20 protein-coding genes are annotated in these 18,489 nt (G+C 64.3%); 17 read left to right on the forward strand and 3 right to left on the reverse strand.

Features of this window, described 5'->3' with window-relative positions:
- Window positions 1-219: 219 nt before the first annotated feature.
- The 4 genes from BraRD5C2_RS22980 to BraRD5C2_RS22995 all read left to right on the forward strand — a co-directional run bounded on the left by BraRD5C2_RS22980 (window position 220) and on the right by BraRD5C2_RS22995 (window position 5,881).
- A complete protein-coding gene (locus tag BraRD5C2_RS22980; protein WP_050425001.1) occupies window positions 220-711 on the forward strand; it encodes a (2Fe-2S)-binding protein in 492 nt (163 codons plus the stop codon).
- Complete coding sequence (locus tag BraRD5C2_RS22985; protein WP_223971719.1) at window positions 708-2,993, forward strand: xanthine dehydrogenase family protein molybdopterin-binding subunit; 2,286 nt, start codon at window positions 708-710, stop codon at window positions 2,991-2,993. Before BraRD5C2_RS22980 ends, BraRD5C2_RS22985 begins: the two co-directional genes overlap by 4 nt.
- 296 nt (window positions 2,994-3,289) lie before the next feature.
- Entirely contained in the window at window positions 3,290-4,387 is a 1,098-nt protein-coding gene (locus BraRD5C2_RS22990) for an HD domain-containing protein (protein ID WP_223971722.1), read from the forward strand.
- A gap of 204 nt (window positions 4,388-4,591) precedes the next feature.
- On the forward strand, window positions 4,592-5,881 hold the full coding sequence (locus BraRD5C2_RS22995; protein WP_223971726.1) for a cytochrome P450: 1,290 nt from the start codon (window positions 4,592-4,594) through the stop codon (window positions 5,879-5,881).
- Window positions 5,882-5,984: 103 nt separating this feature from the next.
- Here the strand turns inward: BraRD5C2_RS22995 and BraRD5C2_RS23000 are convergent, their stop codons facing one another.
- Together BraRD5C2_RS23000 and BraRD5C2_RS23005 are read right to left on the reverse strand one after the other, a co-directional pair.
- Window positions 5,985-7,565, reverse strand: coding sequence for an AMP-binding protein (locus BraRD5C2_RS23000; protein WP_223971729.1), 1,581 nt, complete (start codon window positions 7,563-7,565; stop codon window positions 5,985-5,987).
- A gap of 209 nt (window positions 7,566-7,774) precedes the next feature.
- A complete protein-coding gene (locus BraRD5C2_RS23005; protein WP_223971732.1) occupies window positions 7,775-8,194 on the reverse strand; it encodes a VOC family protein in 420 nt (139 codons plus the stop codon).
- Between the two features lie 163 nt (window positions 8,195-8,357).
- Between BraRD5C2_RS23005 and BraRD5C2_RS23010 the strand changes: the two genes are divergently transcribed.
- From BraRD5C2_RS23010 to BraRD5C2_RS23070, 13 genes are all read left to right on the forward strand, one after another.
- The gene (locus BraRD5C2_RS23010; protein WP_223971734.1) at window positions 8,358-9,329 is read left to right on the forward strand and encodes a Bug family tripartite tricarboxylate transporter substrate binding protein; all 972 of its coding nucleotides are present in this window, start codon (window positions 8,358-8,360) and stop codon (window positions 9,327-9,329) included.
- Between the two features lie 165 nt (window positions 9,330-9,494).
- Entirely contained in the window at window positions 9,495-9,782 is a 288-nt protein-coding gene (locus tag BraRD5C2_RS23015) for a DUF3551 domain-containing protein (RefSeq protein WP_223971736.1), read from the forward strand.
- A 132-nt stretch (window positions 9,783-9,914) separates the two neighbouring features.
- Window positions 9,915-10,388, forward strand: a complete 474-nt coding sequence (locus BraRD5C2_RS23020) for an ArsR/SmtB family transcription factor (RefSeq protein WP_223971738.1) — start codon at window positions 9,915-9,917, stop codon at window positions 10,386-10,388.
- Window positions 10,388-10,735: an SRPBCC family protein gene (locus BraRD5C2_RS23025; protein WP_223971740.1), complete on the forward strand. Its 348-nt coding sequence runs from the start codon at window positions 10,388-10,390 to the stop codon at window positions 10,733-10,735. The genes BraRD5C2_RS23020 and BraRD5C2_RS23025 overlap by 1 nt, the downstream gene beginning before the upstream one ends.
- An 18-nt stretch (window positions 10,736-10,753) precedes the next feature.
- Complete coding sequence (locus tag BraRD5C2_RS23030; protein WP_223971741.1) at window positions 10,754-11,491, forward strand: DUF899 domain-containing protein; 738 nt, start codon at window positions 10,754-10,756, stop codon at window positions 11,489-11,491.
- Window positions 11,492-11,576: 85 nt separating this feature from the next.
- On the forward strand, window positions 11,577-11,936 hold the full coding sequence (locus tag BraRD5C2_RS23035) for a DUF1428 domain-containing protein (protein ID WP_223971743.1): 360 nt from the start codon (window positions 11,577-11,579) through the stop codon (window positions 11,934-11,936).
- Between the two features lie 126 nt (window positions 11,937-12,062).
- Entirely contained in the window at window positions 12,063-12,680 is a 618-nt protein-coding gene (locus BraRD5C2_RS23040; RefSeq protein WP_223971748.1) for a hypothetical protein, read from the forward strand.
- Complete coding sequence (locus BraRD5C2_RS23045; protein WP_223971751.1) at window positions 12,667-13,047, forward strand: transcriptional regulator; 381 nt, start codon at window positions 12,667-12,669, stop codon at window positions 13,045-13,047. Before BraRD5C2_RS23040 ends, BraRD5C2_RS23045 begins: the two co-directional genes overlap by 14 nt.
- Window positions 13,048-13,077: 30 nt before the next feature.
- Window positions 13,078-13,818: a di-trans,poly-cis-decaprenylcistransferase gene (locus BraRD5C2_RS23050; RefSeq protein WP_223971754.1), complete on the forward strand. Its 741-nt coding sequence runs from the start codon at window positions 13,078-13,080 to the stop codon at window positions 13,816-13,818.
- A 110-nt stretch (window positions 13,819-13,928) separates the two neighbouring features.
- On the forward strand, window positions 13,929-15,455 hold the full coding sequence (bchE, locus tag BraRD5C2_RS23055; RefSeq protein ID WP_223971757.1) for a magnesium-protoporphyrin IX monomethyl ester anaerobic oxidative cyclase: 1,527 nt from the start codon (window positions 13,929-13,931) through the stop codon (window positions 15,453-15,455).
- A 256-nt stretch (window positions 15,456-15,711) separates the two neighbouring features.
- Complete coding sequence (locus BraRD5C2_RS23060) at window positions 15,712-15,990, forward strand: aminoacyl-tRNA deacylase (protein ID WP_223971760.1); 279 nt, start codon at window positions 15,712-15,714, stop codon at window positions 15,988-15,990.
- A gap of 54 nt (window positions 15,991-16,044) precedes the next feature.
- Window positions 16,045-16,200 carry a response regulator gene (locus tag BraRD5C2_RS23065; protein ID WP_223971763.1) on the forward strand — a complete coding sequence of 52 codons (156 nt, stop codon included), beginning with the start codon at window positions 16,045-16,047 and terminating at the stop codon, window positions 16,198-16,200.
- A 397-nt stretch (window positions 16,201-16,597) separates the two neighbouring features.
- Window positions 16,598-17,836: a threonine ammonia-lyase gene (locus BraRD5C2_RS23070; protein WP_223971765.1), complete on the forward strand. Its 1,239-nt coding sequence runs from the start codon at window positions 16,598-16,600 to the stop codon at window positions 17,834-17,836.
- Window positions 17,837-17,970: 134 nt separating this feature from the next.
- Here the strand turns inward: BraRD5C2_RS23070 and BraRD5C2_RS23075 are convergent, their stop codons facing one another.
- Window positions 17,971-18,486, reverse strand: a complete 516-nt coding sequence (locus BraRD5C2_RS23075) for a DUF1697 domain-containing protein (protein WP_223971770.1) — start codon at window positions 18,484-18,486, stop codon at window positions 17,971-17,973.
- Between the last annotated feature and the right edge of the window lie 3 nt (window positions 18,487-18,489).

Below are 18,489 nucleotides of genomic sequence, written 5' to 3' on the forward strand. Positions count from 1 at the left end.
CGGCATCAATACTGGCATTTCAAAAGCTTCATGCCGTTACCGCATTGCACAACGGGCAGTTTCCGAAATTTATTCCTTTCGAGCAATTCCAAATTGGATTGCCTCCAGCCGGGAACCGGATCATTGTTTCGGCAACTGTCGCTTACCCGGTGGGCGCCAGCCATGACCCAACAGTGAGTTGCCGCCGTAAGCGGCTGCCTACACCGGAAGGGGAGAGAGATGCCAAATCTCAATATCAACGGACGGAATATGTCCGTCGAGGCGGCCAATGACACGCCGCTGCTTTGGGTCATCCGCGAGCAATTGCAGATGACGGGCACCAAATTCGGTTGCGGCGCCGGTCTCTGTGGCGCCTGCACGGTTCACCTCAACGGCGAAGCGGTGCGGTCCTGCCAGACCTCGCTCGCCGACGCCGTCGGCAAGAAGATCACCACCATCGAAGGCCTCTCCGCCAAGGGCGAACATCCCTTGCAGAAGGCCTGGGTCGCCGAGCAGGTGCCGCAATGCGGCTACTGCCAGTCCGGCCAGATCATGCAGGCGGCAGCGCTGCTGTCGAAGAACACCAACCCGACGAAGGAAGAAGTGGTCGCGCATATGGACGGCAATCTCTGCCGTTGCATGACCTATTCACGAATCCAGAAGGCGATCATGCGCGCTGCTTCCGACATGCGCACCGCATCGGCCACCGGATCCGAGCGGAGGGCCACATGAACAAGCACGTGAAAGACCTCGCCCCCGAGACGACCGATCTCAGCCGCCGTTCCTTCCTGGTCGGCACCGCTGCAACCGGTCTCGTGCTCGGCTACGCCGCGTCCGGCATTGACCACGCGCTCGCGGCACCCGCGTCCGCTAACGTCGAGCCGAGCGTCTGGTACTCGATCGCGCCCGATGGTCTCGTCACCGTGACCTGCGGCAAGGCCGACATGGGCCAGCACGTCGCCTCGACGATGGCGCAGATCGTGGCCGAAGAGCTCGGCGCGAACTGGAAGGACATGCGGGTCCAACTCGCATCCAACGATCCGAAGTTCAACGACCCCGTGCTTGGCGCGCAGATCACCGGCGGCAGCTGGTCGACGATGATGAACTTCGACGCCATGAGCCGCGCCGGCGCTGCCGGCCGTATCGCATTGACCGAGGCGGCGGCAGCCTCGATGGGCGTGCCGGCCAGCGAGCTGGTGGTGCGCGCGTCGACGATCAGCCATCCGAAGTCGAAGAAGTCGATGTCGTTTGCCGAGGTGGTGAAGAGCGGCAAGGCGACCAAGACCTTCACGGCGGATGATCTGAAGGCGATCAAGCTGAAGTCGGCCGACCAGTACACCATGATCGGCGTCTCGGTGCCGCAGCTCGACATTCCGTTGAAGGTCAACGGCACGGCCAAGTACGGCATCGACGTGATGCTGCCGGGCATGGTCTACGGCGCGCTGGTCACTCCGCCGGTCCGCTACGGCGCCACCGTGAAGTCGGTGGACGATAGCGCGGCCAAGAAGGTGCCGGGCTTCATCAAGGCCGTCACCCTGGACGACAAGACCACAACCACGACCGGCTGGGTCGTCGCGGTCGCCAACACCTACGCCAACGCCAAGAAGGCGGCGGCGGCGCTGAAGATCGACTACGATGGCGGTCCGAACGCCAAACTGTCGAGCGAATCGCTGTTCGCCGAAGCCAAGCGGCTTCAGGGATTGAGCGATTCCGGTGAGTTCTTCGTCAAGGACGGCGATCCGAACGCGGCCTTCGGCACGGCGGCCAAGGTGCTCGAGGCGGAATACACCACCAACATCAACATCCACGCGCCGATGGAGCCGATGAACGCCACCGCGGAGTTCAAGGGCGACATCCTGCACATCTATTCCGGCAACCAGTTCGCGACGCGCTCCGGTGCGATCGCGGCCGGCGCCGCCGGGATCGATCCGAAGTTCGTGGTGATGCATCAGATGTGGCTGGGCGGTGGCTTCGGCCGGCGTCTCGACGCGGACATGATGGTGCCCGCGGTGCAGGCGGCCAAGGCCGTCGGCAAGCCGGTCAAGGTCATCTACACGCGCGAGAACGACATGACGATGGATTTCTCGCGTCCGCTGACCTACCAGAAAGTAAAGGCCGGCGTGGACGGCGACGGCAAGCTCGTCGCATTGAGCCACGATGTCGTCTCGGCCTGGCCGACCCAGCGTTGGGGCATCCCCGACTTCCTGTCGCCCTCGGTCGACAAGAAGGGACCGCTCGATGCGTTCACGGTGAACGGTTCGGACTTCTTCTACACCGTTCCCAACCACTACGTGCGGGCGATCAAGAACGAGATGGCGCACAACGCCACCCCGTCGGGTCAGCTCCGTTCGGTGGCACCGGGCTGGACGTTCTGGGCGGTCGAGAGCATGGTCGACGAGATCGCGCATGCGACCGGCAAGGATCCGGCCCAGCTTCGCGTCGAGCTGCTCGACGGCAAGGGCAAGAACGACGGCGGCGCGCAGCGCCTCCGTAACACCTTGCTCGCGGCGATGGGTCTCGCCGGCTACGGCACCAGGAAGCTGCCCAAGGGCGAAGGCATGGGCGTTGCCTGCGTGTCGTCGCAGGAGCGCGCCACGGCGAGCTGGACCGCCTGCGTCGCCCATGTCGCCGTCGCCCCCTCGGGCGAGGTGACGGTGAAGAAGCTGACGGTTGCGACCGACGTTGGTACGCAAGTGAATCCCGACGGCATCCGGGCCCAGGTCGAGGGCGCGGCTCTGTGGGGCATGTCACTGGCGCTGTTCGAGAAGGCGACGTTGAAGGACGGCGGCATCGAGCAGACCAATTTCGACAGCTACACGCCGCTTCGGATGAGCCAGCTGCCGGAGGTCGCGGTCAACGTCATCGCCAATGGCGAGAAGGCGACCGGCGTCGGCGAGCCCGCAGTGACGGTGGTGGCGCCGGCGATCGGCAACGCCGTCTTCAACGCGGTCGGTGCCCGCGTCCGCGGCCTGCCGATCACCGCGGAGGCCGTCAAGGCTGCGATGAAGGCGTAACGGCCTGAACCAATGAAAACGCCGGAGAGCCTAACCGCTCTCCGGCGTTTTTCTTTGCTCCGGGCACCGGCCAGGTGGTGGCGGCGTCGACGCCTTTGACGCTGCAAAAATTCACGACTCGCCGGCGCTGCAGCCGTCCGCCTGCATTTGCGGTGGGCCTGATTCTGCTGGCGGATTTCGCGGTTCCTCAAATTGTATCCATTGCGCTTAACCGCCGTTCAGCATCCCCATTAAGCCGGAGGGAACGCATCGTCAGGTAGCGTCCCGGCGTCGGTCGTTACCGCGACGGGGATTGCATGACAGCCTTAGCCAACAACCAGACTTCGAAGCGCCGCCTCCTGCTGGCGTCAGATCGAAGCGATCAGAGCAACGAACTCGCCAGCATTCTGCGCTCGGTGGGTGAGGTCGACACCGTTCCGACCTCGGACATTCCCGAGCAGCCGGCCCGCGATCTCTCCGGCATTGTGGTCGACATCAACCTGCGCTCGCCCGAAGCCGTGCAACTGGTTCGCGCCAAGCTGCAGACCGACGCCTATCGTGAGATGCCGCGGCTGTTCGTGCTGGCGGATGCATTGCATCACGCCTCGATGCAGGCCTGGGCGCTCGGCGCCACCGACACGATCTCGCGACCGTTCGATGCGCGCGGCATCCTGCAGCGCATCCGTGCCGCATTTCCCGACAACAGCGGCTATGACGAGACCGACCGCGGCAAGGCGCTCAACCGCGGCGTCGAAGCCGCGCATGGCGTGATGGTCAAGATGTTCGAGCGGATGCGCGCCGGCGAGCCGCTGAAGTTCGAGGACATCGTCGCCGCCGAAAACAAGATCCTGAAGGCGATCAAGCACAACTCGCTGCGCGAATGGCTGACCACGGTCGGCTGCCATCACCAGGAGACCTATCGCCACTGTCTGTTCGTGACCGGCTTTGCGGTGGCGTTCGCGCAGCATCTCGGCATGCGCGACGACGACCAGCGCCGGCTCGCCCGTGCCGCGCTGCTGCACGATGTCGGCAAGGCCTTCGTCCCGGTCGCGCTGCTCGACAAGCCCGGCGCATTCACGGTGGAGGAAATGGCCGAGATGCGCGAGCATCCGCGCCGCGGCTACGAGGCGCTGTCGGCGCAGGGCGGCTTCCCGCCGGAAATGCTCGACGTGATCCTGCATCACCACGAATTCCTCGACGGCACCGGCTATCCGAACGGGCTGAGCGGCAACCAGATCAGCGACATCGTCCGCGTCACCACGATCGTCGATGTCTATGCCGCTTTGGTCGAGAAGCGTGCCTACCGGCTGCAATTCACCCACGCCAAGGCGTTCTCCATGATGGAGGAGATGGGCGGCAAGCTCGACCAGCAATTGCTCCAGGCGTTCCGCCCGGTGGCGTTCGGGCACTATTGAGCCCCCAACTCCGTCATTGCGAGCGAAGCGAAGCAATCCATCGCTCCGCGTGTGCGGGCCGATGGATTGCTTCGTCGCTTCGCTCCTCGCAATGACGCCTTTGGCGACGACCCTAGCCAATCAACGCAAGTCGTCCTCCTTACCTCCGCCTAGATTTCGGCGATCATCGGCGCGCGACCGGTGCTTGGGCAGGTGAGGACGATCATGGACACGGCAACGACCGGGGATTTTGATATCCCCGCCAATATCGCGGAAACCCTCGTCGATCCCGTCGCCTATGCCGACGACCGCATCCACGATAGCTATCGCTGGCTGCGCGCCAACAACCCGCTCGGCATCGCGCGCCCCGAGAAGTTCGACCCGTTCTGGGTGGTGACCAAGCACGCCCATATCCAGGCGATCAGCCGCCAGAACGAGCTGTTCCACAATGCCGACCGGCCGACCACGCTGACGACACAGGCGCTCGAGGAGCGCGTGCGCAAGATCACCGGCGGGCCTAATCTGGTGCGCTCGCTGGTGCAGATGGATGCGCCCGACCATCCGAAATACCGCGCGCTGACGCAGGGCTGGTTCATGCCGGCCAATCTCGGCAAGTTCGAGGCCCGCGTCCGCGAGATCGCGCGCACCACGGTGCAGCGCATGCTCGACCGCGGCGGCGCGTGCGATTTCGTCGAGGACGTCGCGCTCGGCTATCCGCTGCACGTCATCATGGAGATCCTCGGCGTGCCCGAGGCGGACGAGCCGCGCATGCTCAAGCTGACGCAGGAGCTGTTCGGTCCGCAGGATCCCGACACCGCGCGCGTCCGCGACGCGCTGAGCGCGGAACAGGTCTCCGCGATGCTGCAGGCGATCATCGCCGACTTCTCCGCCTACTTCCGCAAGATCACCGAGGAGCGTCGCCAGAACCCGCGCGACGATCTCGCCACCGTCATCGCCAATGCGAAGATCGGCGGCGACTACATGCCGGAGCACGATCAGACCAGCTATTACATGATCGTCGCGACCGCGGGCCACGACACCACCTCGTCCTCGACGGCGGGCGCGATCTGGGCATTGGCTCGGGACCCCGCCGAATTCGCCAAGGTGAAGGCCAACCCGGAATTGATCCCGGGCCTGGTCGACGAGTCGATCCGCTGGATGACGCCGGTCAAGCATTTCATGCGTTCGGCCACCGCGGATACCGAGCTCGGCGGCCGCAAGATCGCGAAGGGCGACTGGCTGATGCTGTGCTACGCCTCGGGCAACCGCGACGAGGACGTGTTCGAGGAACCCGATCGCTTCCGCAGCGATCGCAAGCCCAATCGCCACGTCGCGTTCGGCTATGGCGCGCATCTCTGCCTCGGCCAATATCTCGCCAAGCTCGAGATGCGCATCCTGTTCGAGGAGCTGCTGCCGCACCTCAAATCGCTGTCGCTCGACGGCGAGGTGAAGATGACGCAGGCCTATTTTGTGAGTGGCCCGAAGAAGCTGCCGATCCGGTTTGAGGTGAATTGAGGTCTGCCCGTCATTGCGAGCGAAGCGAAGCAATCCATAGTTCCACACACGCGGCTGTATGGATTGCTTCGTCGCTTCGCTCCTCGCAATGACGGAGAAAGCCTCACTCCAGCATCTTCCTCAACTCCGCCTTCGCGACCTTCTCCAGTGTCGAGCGCGGCATCTCGTCGACGAAGTGGATTTCCCGCGGCACTTTGAAATCGGCCAGCGCGTTGCGGCAGGCGGTCATGACCTTGTCGTGCAGATCGGCGGGCAGCGCCGCGACGCCGGTTTGCGGGATGATGAAGACGACCGGCACCTCGTCCAGCATCGGGTGCTTCTTCGCCACCACGGCGGCTTCGCGCACGCCCGGCACCACCGCGATCACCTGCTCGATCTCGGAGGCCGCGACGTTCTCGCCGCCGACCTTGAGCATGTCCTTGGAGCGATCGCCGAACTTGAGATAGCCGCGCTCCAGCATCGTGACGCGGTCGCCGGTGATGAAATAGCCGTGCTCGTCAAAGCTCTCGCGCGTCGCCTTCTCGTTGTGCAGATATTCGGCGAACAGCGACAGGCCGGGAATGCCCTTGATCAGGAGATTGCCGGTCTCGCCGACGGCGGTCGGCGCGCCGTCATCATTGGTGATGCGGATTTCGTATTCCGACGCGGCGCGGCCGATCGACATCGGCGGGTTCGGCTGGTCGACCTCGCCGATGATGCCGTGGGTGATGGTCTCGGTCATGCCCCACCAGCCGATGATCTTGATGCCGAACACGGCGAATGCCGGCGGCTCGTTCACGGCAGTGCCCCAGAGGCGGAACTTGTGGTTCTTCGGAACCTCGTGCTCCAGCAGCGCCTTCATGCAGAACGGAATCGTCGAGGTCCACGTCGAGCCGTGCTCGAGCGCCACCGGCCAGAAGCGGCTCGCCGAGAAGCGCGGCTGGATCACGCAGGTCGAGCCGACCCACAGGCTCGCCAGCATCGAATAGGCCAGCGCGTTGGTGTGGAACAGCGGCAGATAGGTCTGGTGCACGTCCGTCGCGTGCAGGTCCTGATGCGCGGCGTTGATCTTGCCGCCCCACAGCGCGTTGGCATGCGTCCATAGTACCGCCTTTGGCCGCGACGTGGTCCCTGAGGTGTATTGCACGCTGCAGGGAGCGAGCGGATCGATCGGGCGCTTCGGCCGGTCGGCGCTGTCGGCGAACAGGGCGTCAAAGCTGTCGCCGCGGACGGGCGGCTGTGCCGGCGCTTGGCCCGCATCATGCGAGGTCACCGCGATCCAGCGCAGCCCCTTGCAGTTGGCGGATATCAGTTCGGCATAGGCCGGCTGGGTGATCGCGGCGACCGCGCCGCAATGGTCGGCAAAATATTCGATCTCGGCCGCAGCCGAGCGGGTGTTGGTGGTGACGGCAATGGCGCCGAGCTCGACACAGGCGAACCACGCCATGATCGCCTCGACGCAGTTGTCGAGATGGATCAGGACATAGTCGCCCTGCTTGATGCCGCGCCTGGCGAGGCCCGCCGCGAGCGCGCCGACGCGCTCATGGAATTCGCCGTAGCTCCAGCGCCGCGCCGGCGCATCGAACGGCGCCCAGATCAGGAACGGATGATCGCGGCGCACCTCGGCGCGCATCCTGAGCAGCCATGGCACGTCGAGCCCCGCAAACGGTCCCACGATGCCCGGCACTGGCTGTGAAGTCGTCATATGTCCTCCCGCGCAGCCTTGCCGGCCGCCATTGATCTTGGTTGAGATCAGTTCTGCCATCGGCGTGCGCCGAGAGCAAATCGGAATTTGCAAAGTGATCTTGCGCTGAAGCAATCCGTTCCGCCGCGCGGAACGGATGGATCTGTTCGCGCAGCCTGTCGTCGGGCGCGCATTCGCGCGAATGGTTCGCTCGCAGTGACGAACGACAGCTAGCTTGGATCCCTCTCATACGACGAGATCTCGATCAGGCTGCCGTCGGGGTCGCGGCAATAGACCGAGCGCAGCGTGCCGCGCGCGCCTTGCTTGGCGACGGGGCCTTCCTCGATCTTGACGCCATGGGCCTTCAGATGCGCGACCACCTGGTCAGGCGTGCTCGAGGTGAGGAAGCAGAGATCGTCGCTGCCGGCCGCTTCATGATCGGCGGTGAACCACTCCACCTTGTCGGCATCGCGCGGCCGCACATTGATCTTCTGGTTGCCGAACACCAGCGAGGTGCGCGGTGTCTTGCCCTTGCCGGGATCGAACACCTTCACCTCCATGCCGAGGATCCTGCTGTACCAGGCAACCGAGCGCACCACATCGGTGACATTGATCACGAGATGGTCGAGCCCATTCACCTTGACGGACATGATCGATCCTCTTCGGTCCGGAGCGTTGCAGCTTAGTCTTTCGTCGCGGTCGGTGTCGCACGTGTCGCACTGGCCGCTTCAGACATTGTTTGTTAAAACCGCGCCGCACGCAACGCAACAGAAACGGGCAGGGGTCAAACCCTGCGGGATTGGGAGAGACTTCATGATTTCACGCCGCGCCGCGCTGGGCCTGATCGGGTCGGGGATTTCGACATTCGCGATCGGCCGCGCTTCGGCTGCCGACTATCCGGCGCGACCGGTGCGCTGGATCGTGGGTTATCCGCCGGGCGGCGCCACCGACATCATTGCGCGGCTGATCGGGCAGCGGCTGTCGGAGAAGCTCGGCCAGCAGTTCGTGATCGAAAACAAGCCGGGCGCCGGCAACAATATCGGCACCGAAGCTGCGATCAATGCCGAGCCGGACGGCTACACCGTGCTGCTGGTCAATCCGGCGAACTACATCAATGCCTCGCTGTACGCCAATCTGAAGTTCAACTTCGTGCGCGACGTCGCGCCGGTCGCTTCCTTCAACCGCGTGCCGAACGTGATGACGGTCAACAAGGACGTGCCGGCGAAGAACGTCGCCGAGTTCATCGAGTATGTGAAGGCCAATCCCGGCAAGGTGAACATGGCCTCTTCCGGCAATGGCACCTCGGTGCACCTCTCCGGCGAGATGTTCATGTCGATGACCGGCTGCAAGATGCAGCACGTGCCGTATCGCGGCGCCGCGCCCGCGATCACCGACATGCTCGGCGGCCAGGTGCAGGTGATCTTCGACAACATGCCTTCGATCATCCAGCACATCCGCTCCGGCTCGCTGCGCGCGCTCGGCGTGACCACGACGGAACGCTCCTCGCAACTGCCGGACGTGCCGGCGATCGCGGAGACCGTGAAGGGCTATGAGGCGAGCGCGCTGTTCGGCATGGGCGCGCCGAAGAACACGCCGAAGGAGCTGATCGCCAAGCTCAACACCGAGATCAACGCCGTTCTCGCCGAAACCGATATGAGGAAGCGCCTGGTCGAGCTCGGCGGCGACTCGCTGATCCAGACGCCGGACGCCTTCGGCAACGACATCAAGGCCGAGACAGACAAGTGGAAGAAGGTGGTCGAGTTCGCCGGCCTCAAGGTCGAGTAGGGCCTTTGTATGTTCAGCTCCGCTGAACCGTGCTGGGCAGGTCTGATCCACGCAGCGATGCCTGTCCTGTGAGGCAATTGCCGGGCCTTGACGCGGAATAAAATGACCTTCAGGAACCTTACCCAAGATGCCGCGCTTTAACTGCGGCATCTGAGGAGGCGGATCATGCGCGCATCGCAAATGGCAATGCTTTTCTTGGGAGCGATGACGCTTGCCGGTGCGGCGAGCATCAGTCCTGCTGCCGCCGATCCCTATGATTACCCGTGGTGCGCACAGGGCCCGAGCCTGGGCTATCCCGGTGAATGCGCCTATCAGACCTACGATCAGTGCCTTGCGAGCGTGTCCGGACGCTTTCTTGCTTGCGGAGAAAATCCGCGATTCCTGTTTCGCGAGCAGCTCGAGCCGGAGCAGCCTCGGCCGCATCGTCACCGGCATCGGCACCACCGGCAGTAGCCTCCGCTGGAAGGGCGCTGCTGCCGTCCGCCTGCGATCGTCCCAATCATCCGGCGTCGTGACGCCCCGGCTTTAACGTGATCGTGATGCCGGGCGCTTGACGCCGCGCCGTTTGCGTCTATACTAAACCACATGGTTAAGTATCAAGACGAGACGCTGGACCGTACCTTCGCGGCGCTTTCCGACCCCACCCGCCGCGCGCTGCTGGCGCGGCTCGGCGAGCAGGAAAGCCTGTCGGTGAGCGAACTGGCGCAGCCATTTGCGATGTCGTTGCCGGCGATCATGAAGCATCTCGACGTGCTCACGGATGCCGGCCTGGTCGCGCGCGAGAAGACCGGCCGCACGGTGGCCTGCCGGCTCACCGCGAGGCCAATGGAGCAAGCGATGAACTGGCTCAATCGCTATGCGCAATTCTGGTCCGACAATCTCGACCGCCTTGCCGCTTTTGTGGAGGAAGACCCATGGCAATCGAATCGGCAATTAAATCAGCAACCCAATCCGCAGCCGACGCCGGCCTTGCCGCGCGCCCAAGCCTCACCCTCACGCGGCGCCTCCGCGCCCGGCCGGAAAAAGTCTACGCCGCGTGGACCGAGCCGGAAAACCTAGTGCAGTGGTTCGGCCCGGGCCAGGTCAAGCCCGGCACGACACAGGCCGAGCTCGACGTCCGTGTCGGCGGACGCTACCGGATCAAGTTCACCGGCGCCAACGGCGAATATCACGAGGTCGGCGGCATCTATCGCGAGGTGGTGCCGAACGAGAGACTGGTGTTCAGCTGGGCCTGGCATTCGACGCCGGAGCGCGAGTCCGAGGTGACGGTGTCGATCAAGCCCGACGCCGGCGGTACGTTGCTCACCTTCCATCACGCGCAGTTCGTCGACGAGACCGCGCGCGACAACCACCAGCGCGGCTGGAACGAATTCCTCGGCAATCTCGTACAGTACGTCGACGCCTGAACCGCAAGGGAGCATCTCATGCAACAGCACAAGATCGTTTCACGCGACGAATGGATCGCGGCCCGCAAGGCGCTGATGATCAGCGAGAAGGAACTCACCCAGGCCCGCGAAGCGCTGAGCCGGCAACGCCGCGAGCTGCCGTGGGTGAAGGTCGACAAGGACTATGTGTTCGACGGACCTGGTGGCAAGGTGACGCTCGGCGATCTCTTCAAGGGTAGGCCGCAGCTCGTGGTGCAGCATGTGATGTTCGCGCCCGAGTGGGACGCAGCCTGCAAGAGCTGCTCGTTCTGGGTCGACGGCTTCGACCGCATGGCGCCGCATCTGGCGGCACGCGACACCACGATGGTGGCGATCTCGCTTGCGCCGTTGGCCAAGCTCGAGGCCTTCAAGCAGCGGATGGGCTGGAGCTTCGACTGGGTTTCGTCGGGCGCCAATGACTTCAACTACGATTACGGTGTGTCGTTCACACAAGGCCAGATCGATGCCGGGGACGCGAAATACAATTATGGAACGACCCCGCTCTATGGTCCCGAACTGCCCGGCATCAGCGTGTTCTTCCGCGACGGCAAGGGGAGCGTGTTCCACACTTACTCGACCTTCGCGCGCGGCCTCGACATGATGAATGCGGCCTATCACTATCTCGATCTGACGCCGCTCGGCCGCCACGAGGAGGGCTTGCCCTATCCGATGGATTGGGTGCGGCTACGTGACCAATACCAACCGGCGCCGGTTCAGGCATCCTGCTGCCGCTCCTGATCGTCATTGCGAGCCAACAGGTCGCGCGAGTGCGCGCCTCGTTGGCTCCGCGCAATGACGGGGAACCAGACAACAGGAAACGCCAATGCCTTACGTCGATGGTTTCGTCGTCGCCGTGCCGAAGAAGAAACTCAAGGCCTATGCGCAGCTCTCGAAGATGGCCGGCAAGGTCTGGCGCGAACACGGCGCGCTGGATTATCGCGAATGGGTTGCCGACGACGTCAAGCCGGGCAAGCTGACGTCGTTTCCGCAGAGTGTGAAGCTGAAGGTCGGCGAAACGGTCGTGTTCGCCTGGATCACCTACAAGTCGCGCGCTCAGCGCGACAGGATCAATGCCAAGGTGATGGCCGACCCGCGCCTGGCGTCGTCGATGGATCCGAAGACGGCGCCATTCGACGTCAAGCGGATGATCTATGGCGGCTTTACCAGTCTGGTGAAGGTCTGAGGCGGCACGGTTTCGCCGCAATCCGCGCAGTAACCGGCCGTTAAGCATCGCGCGGCAAGCGGCGCGGTGCCGCTTGCGTTTGCTTGGTGATCCCGTATACTTTGCATTGCAAAGTGCGGGCGAATCATGCGCGACCTCGACAAGGCGTTGGCCGATATTCTCGCGATCCGCAGCCAGATTGCGGCCGGAACCGCATTCCGCGGCTACGGTCCGGCGACCGTCGCCGCCACCAGCGGTATCGCGCTCGTCACGGCGCTTGCCCAATATCTCTGGCTTGCCGATCCCACCGGTCATCCGATCGCATTCCTTGCGGGCTGGGCGGCCGCCGCGTTGCTGTCCGCGGTGCTGATCTGGATCGAGATGCAGGCGCGCTCGCGGCGGCATCATTCCGGCCTTGCAGACGCGATGGTCCAGCAGGCGATCGAGCAATTCGTTCCCGCTGTTATCGCCGGCGTGCTGCTCGCGATCCTGCAATGGAAATTCGCGCCCGAGACGCTGTGGATGCTGCCCGGCCTGTGGCAGGTGCTGGTCAGCCTCGGCGTGTTTGCCTCGGTTCGCCTGCTGCCGCGCACGATCGCGCTCGGCGGCGCCTGGTATTTCCTGTCGGGCTTCACGGTGCTGCTGATCGCAAGCCAGAGCCACGCACTATCGCCCTGGACCATGGGCCTGCCATTCGCGATCGGCCAGTTGCTGCTCGCAGCACTGTTGTATTTCGCTTCCGGAGGCAATGATGTCGAAGACTGACGTGACCACCGCGCCATTCGCCTATGATGGCCTCGACCGCGTCATCCACGAGAAGGCGCGGCTTGGATTATTGACCTCGTTGATGGCGCATCCGAAGGGGCTCGCCTTCGCCGATCTCAAGCAGCTTTGCGGCCTGACCGACGGTAATCTCAGCCGGCATCTGCAGGTGCTGCAGGAGGCCGGCCTCGTCGACGTCATCAAGGGCTATGAAGGCAATCGCCCGCACACCACCTGCCGTTTGACCAAGAGCGGTCGCCGCCGCTTCCTCGATTATCTCGCCGTGCTCGAGCAGCTGGTGCGCGACGCCGCCAAAGCCGCCGGCAAGCACGAAGGTGCGCCCGGACGGCTCGGCGTTCAGACGATTTGATTATGCCATTTTTTACCCGGAGACTTTGTGATGCAAAGTAATGTTGCGCTCAAGCCGATAGCCGCCGCGCGGCTCCATGTCGGTATCATCATGGACGGCAACGGCCGCTGGGCGACACGGCGCGGCCTGTCGCGTCTGCGCGGACATGAGGCGGGCGTCGAGGCGATCCGCCGCATTGTCGAGGCCGCGCCGGACCAGGGCGTCGGCACGCTGACGCTCTACGCGTTCTCGAGCGACAATTGGCGCCGTCCGAAGGCCGAAGTCACGGCGCTGATGGGGCTGCTGCGGTTCTACCTCGCCAACGAGATCGCAGCCCTGGTGCGCAACGGTGTTCGCCTCACCGTGATCGGTCGCCGCGACCGGTTGCCCGACGGCATCGCCGCCGCGATCACGCGCGCCGAGGCCGAGACCGCCGACGGCGCCACGCTGCATCTGCGCATCGCGATCGACTATTCGGCGCGCGACGCCATCCTGAACGCCGCCGCGCGCGCCGCCGGCGCAGGCCCGCTGGACCGCGAGGCTTTTGCCGATCTCATCACCGGCGAGCCCGGCCTGCGCGATGTCGACCTGATCATCCGCACCTCGGGCGAGAAACGGCTGTCGGACTTCCTGCTCTGGGAAGGCGCCTATGCCGAGCTGCATTTCACCGAACGGATGTGGCCCGAATTCGAGGCCGATGATCTCGCCGACGCGCTCGCTTCCTTCCATCGCCGCGAGCGCCGCTTCGGCGGGCTGACTGCGAGCGCACCGGCGGAGGTGCCGACTTTCTAGCGCACAGTTGCGCTTCCAATGGTTCCTAAAGCCCGGCCGGGGGGTTGGGCTCTCCTTACACAAGATGCGGGGACGAACGATCACGCCAACCAAAGCGGGAGCGATCATCCATGCGCATACTTCTCATCAACGTGCCGCATCCGGCGATCGGCAGCCGGATTCCCGACGACCATTTGCCGCCGCTCGGGCTGCTGTCGATCGGAGGTCCCCTGATCGATGACGGACATGAAGTCCGTCTTCTCGATGCCGAGTTCGGGCCGATGCCGCTTGCGGCGATCCTGGCGGAGGCATCGCGGTTTGCGCCGGATGCCGTGTTGTTCGGCCATTCCGGCTCGACCTCGGGCCATCCGGTCATCGCGCAAGTGGCGCAAGCGATCGTCAGGGCTGTGCCTGGGGCGCTGATCGTCTACGGCGGCGTATTCCCGACCTATCACTGGCGCGAGATCCTGCGCGAGGAGCCTTACGTCACCGCGATCGTGCGCGGCGAGGGCGAGGAGACCGCGCGCCGCCTGATGCGGGCGCTGGAATATGGCGGCGACCTCGGCGGCATCGACGGCATCGCATTTCGCGACGATGACGGACCGCGCGCCACGCGGCCCGCGCCTGTCATCCGCGATCTCGATGCCTATCGCGTCGGCTGGGAGTTGATCGATCACGCGCGCTACAGCTACTGGGGTGGACTGCGCGCCGTCGTGGTGCAGTTCTCACGCGGCTGTCCGCATCTGTGCAATTATTGCGGCCAGCGCGGCTTCTGGACGCGATGGCGGCACCGCGATCCCGCGCGGTTCGCCAGGGAGCTGGCACGGCTCCATCGCGAGCACGGCGTCAAGGTGATCAATTTCGCCGACGAGAATCCGACCGTCTCGAAGAAAGCCTGGCGCACGTTCCTCGAGGCCCTGATCGCTGAGAATGTCGATTTGATCCTGGTCGGCTCGACCCGCGCCGACGACATCGTCCGCGATGCCGACATCCTGCATCTCTACAAGAAGGCGGGCTGGCAGCGCTTCCTGCTCGGCATGGAGAACACCGACGAGAAGACGCTGGAGCTGATCCGCAAGGGCGCGACCACCACCATCGATCGCGACGCGATCCGCCTGTTGCGCCAGCACGGCATCCTGTCGATGGCGACCTGGGTGGTCGGCTTCGAGGAGGAGACCGATCGCGATCACTGGCGCGGCCTGCGGCAGTTGCTGTCCTACGATCCCGATCAGATCCAGATGCTCTACGTCACGCCGCATCGCTGGACGCCGTATTTCCGTCTCGCGGCAGAACGGCGCGTCATTCAGACCGATCGCAGGCTCTGGGACTACAAGCATCAGGTGCTGGCGACGCGGCATATGCCGCCATGGCGGGTACTGCTCTGGTTCAAGTTCACCGAGATGGTGCTGCAATGTCGCCCGAAGGCCTTGCTCCGCGTGCTGTTTCATCGCGACGCCGGGCTTCGTCATGCGATGCGCTGGTACACGCAGATGGGACGCCGGGTCTGGCCGCACGAGATTCTCGGCTTCCTGCGCGCCCGCAGATTGAAGCACGGGCCGACGGTGCGGGAATTTTGGGGCGCGCCGCAGGATATGGAAGAGGAATCGATGTCGTCGCAGCGGCCCGAGCGCCGCGTCGGCACATCACACGCAGCGTAAATCGATACCGTCGTGCCGTCTTCTGGATAACTGGCGCTGATGACTGGACGCCTGAGTCATCAGCGCGATAATTTCCAGATCGGCTGCGCAGAACAAAAAGAACCGTGGCGGTCGAGGCTTTGAGTTGAGCATACAGGTTGCGATTCTAAAAATATTGGCCAGTCACGTCAGCGGCAGGGCCACGCTCGATTCACTCAAGCATGACCTCGCTATCCTTGCGTCGAGCGGCGACGATTGGCATACGCGGATCAAGCGTTTGGCGTCGCGGGTTCCCGAACTCGACATCTTTAGCAATCGCTATGTGCTGCGTGACGTCGAAGGCTGGGAGATCACAGCGGCCGGCCGCGAGTTCCTGTGTACGCTGGAGGCCGTCACGCAAGACAATCTGCCGCCTGCGCCATTGGCCGAGTCTGCGATCCGCGAAGAAGGCAAGCTGATCGTGGTCGGCCACCGCTTCAGGAACAAGGCGCGGCCGCAGCGTGACCCGGAGCCGAGTGCATCGGTGCGCCGCCGGCCGTTCCGCGAGCCGCGTTGAACCTCATGGCCCTGCGCGCGACCTAACTTCGGGACGTGGCTCTGGAGGTCGCAAATGACTGCTTTGGCTCAATCGATCGCACGCGTGTTTCCGGCCAATTCGCTTCGGAGCAATATCGCCCGGCATGTCCTGCTGTTCGCCTTTGCGATCCTGTTCGTCGCGGTGCTCAGGGCGAGCTATGGCCTCGATCTCAGCGCGGGTTTCTTCTGATTTTTCCGGCGGCGCGTCACACTGGGTTAACCGGACCGGGGTAGCTAGGTGCACGCTTCCTTGCATCTCGAACCCGGGCCGACCCTCCATGGATAAGCCGATGCGCTGCCAATGCGGCAGGACGCGCACCATTGTGCTCGACAAGCATTTTCGGACCGCGCTGGTTTGCCCCAAATGCGATGAGATCGAGCTGGCCCGGCCGGCCGAGCCGGAGGAAGAGGTATTGACCGAGCGATAGCGCGATGGGGTTCGACCTACATCGCGCTCCAGCTCGTTGTTTAAGCATGATCTTCCGGAAAGCCGCTTCGCACTTTTCCGGATCATGCTCGACCGCGGTCGTTTTCGGCGCCGAAACACGCTAGGTTCCGTCTGACGAAACGGACCCAAGCGAAACCCAATGCCGCATCCTTCCAATACACCCGCCGTTACCCTTGCTGACGTAACTCTCGCCGACGTGCGCCGTGCCGCCGACGTGATCCGGGATTCGGTCATGGTTACGGCGTGCAACGAGAGCCGTACGCTGGGCGAGATTTGCGGCTGCCGCCTGTTCCTCAAATTCGAGAACCTGCAGTTCACCTCGACCTTCAAGGAGCGCGGGGCGCTGAACCGGCTGCAGGCGCTTTCCCCCGAGGAGCGCAAGCGCGGGGTGATCGCGATGTCGGCCGGCAATCACGCCCAGGGCGTCGCCTATCACGCCAAGCGGCTCGGTATCCCCGCCACCATCGTGATGCCGGTGGGCACGCCGATGGTGAAGATCGAGAACACCAGGCGGCACGGCGCCGAGGTCATCATCACCGGGCAGACGCTGGAAGAATGCTTCGCGTTCATCGGCGCGCATGCCGCAGAGCGCGGCCTGATCCTGGTCCATCCCTATGACGATCCGCTGATCATTGCCGGACAAGGCACGATCGGGCTCGAAATGCTCGCGGCGGTGCCGGAGCTCGATATCCTGGTGGTGCCGATCGGTGGCGGCGGGCTGATTTCGGGCATCGCCACGGCCGCGAAGGCGATCAAGCCGTCGGTGCAGGTTATCGGCGTGCAGGCCCAGCTCTATCCCTCGATGTACAATGCCGTCAAAGGCGCGCAGCTGCCGATGCGCGGCGATACGCTCGCCGAGGGCATCGCCGTCAAGGCGCCGGGGCGGATCACCACCAAAATTGTTCGCGAACTCGTCGACGACATCGTGCTGGTCAGCGAGGATCAGATCGAGCGCGCGGTCGCGACCCTGATCTCGATCGAGAAGACGGTGGTCGAGGGCGCCGGCGCCGCTGGCCTCGCGGCGGTGCTCGCGGCACGCGGGCGCTTTGCTGGCCGCAATGTCGGCCTCGTGCTGACCGGCGGCAATATCGACACCAGGCTGATCGCCTCGGTGCTGACCCGCGAGCTGGCGCGCGAGGGACGGCTGACCCAACTGGCGCTCGACATCGTCGACCGGCCTGGCCAGCTCGCGGCAGTGTCGATCCTGCTCGCGGATGCCGGCGCCAACATCATCGAGGTCTCGCATCAGCGCACCTTCTCCGACCTGCCGGCCAAGGCGACGCTGCTCGAACTCGTGATCGAAACCCGCGACCGCGCGCATCTGGAAGAAGTGCTGACGAGGCTCGGCGCCGAAGGATTTGTCGTGCACGAGAGGTAATCGACGCTGAAGTACGTAATCCGTCATCCTGAGGAGCGCGTAGCGCGTCTCGAAGGATGCACGGCCCGGCTGGTGGCCGATTCATCCTTCGAGGCTCGCCGAAGTGGCTCGCACCTCAGTATGACGGGTTCGGCTTAGTCATCGCCCGCCGCCATCTCGGCGAGCTTCGCGATCGTGTTGAGGTTGCGCGCGGTGCCGTTGGCGGCGGCGGGGATCTTCAGCTTCGAGCGGCCCATGCCGCTGCCATTGACGACATAGATCTCGCGCTTGCCGAGCCGCATCTGCTCGTCCTGCTGGCCCTTGACGTCCTTCAAGGCATCCTTGGGCGGCGGCTCGTCGAGGAAGATCGCGACCGTCGTGTTCGGCGGCGCTTTCGGAAACGGATTGGCCTTCAGCACCGCGGCGATCTCGTCCGCGCTCCGCACCGCGACGCCCACCGGCTTGCCGGCATAGGCGTGCAGCCGCTGCTCCAGCGCGGCCTTGACCTTGGGCGCGCCGAGCTTCGAGGAGAACACGACATTGCCGCTGGCGATATAGGTCTGCACGTCGGCAAATCCCGCATCGACGCACATCGCCTTCAACTCGGTCATCGGCAGCTTGCCGGTGCCGCCGACATTGACCGCGCGCAACAAGGCGACGTAACGCGGCATCAC

It is taken from the genome of Bradyrhizobium sp. RD5-C2 (assembly GCF_019972155.1).
GTDB lineage: Bacteria > Pseudomonadota > Alphaproteobacteria > Rhizobiales > Xanthobacteraceae > Bradyrhizobium.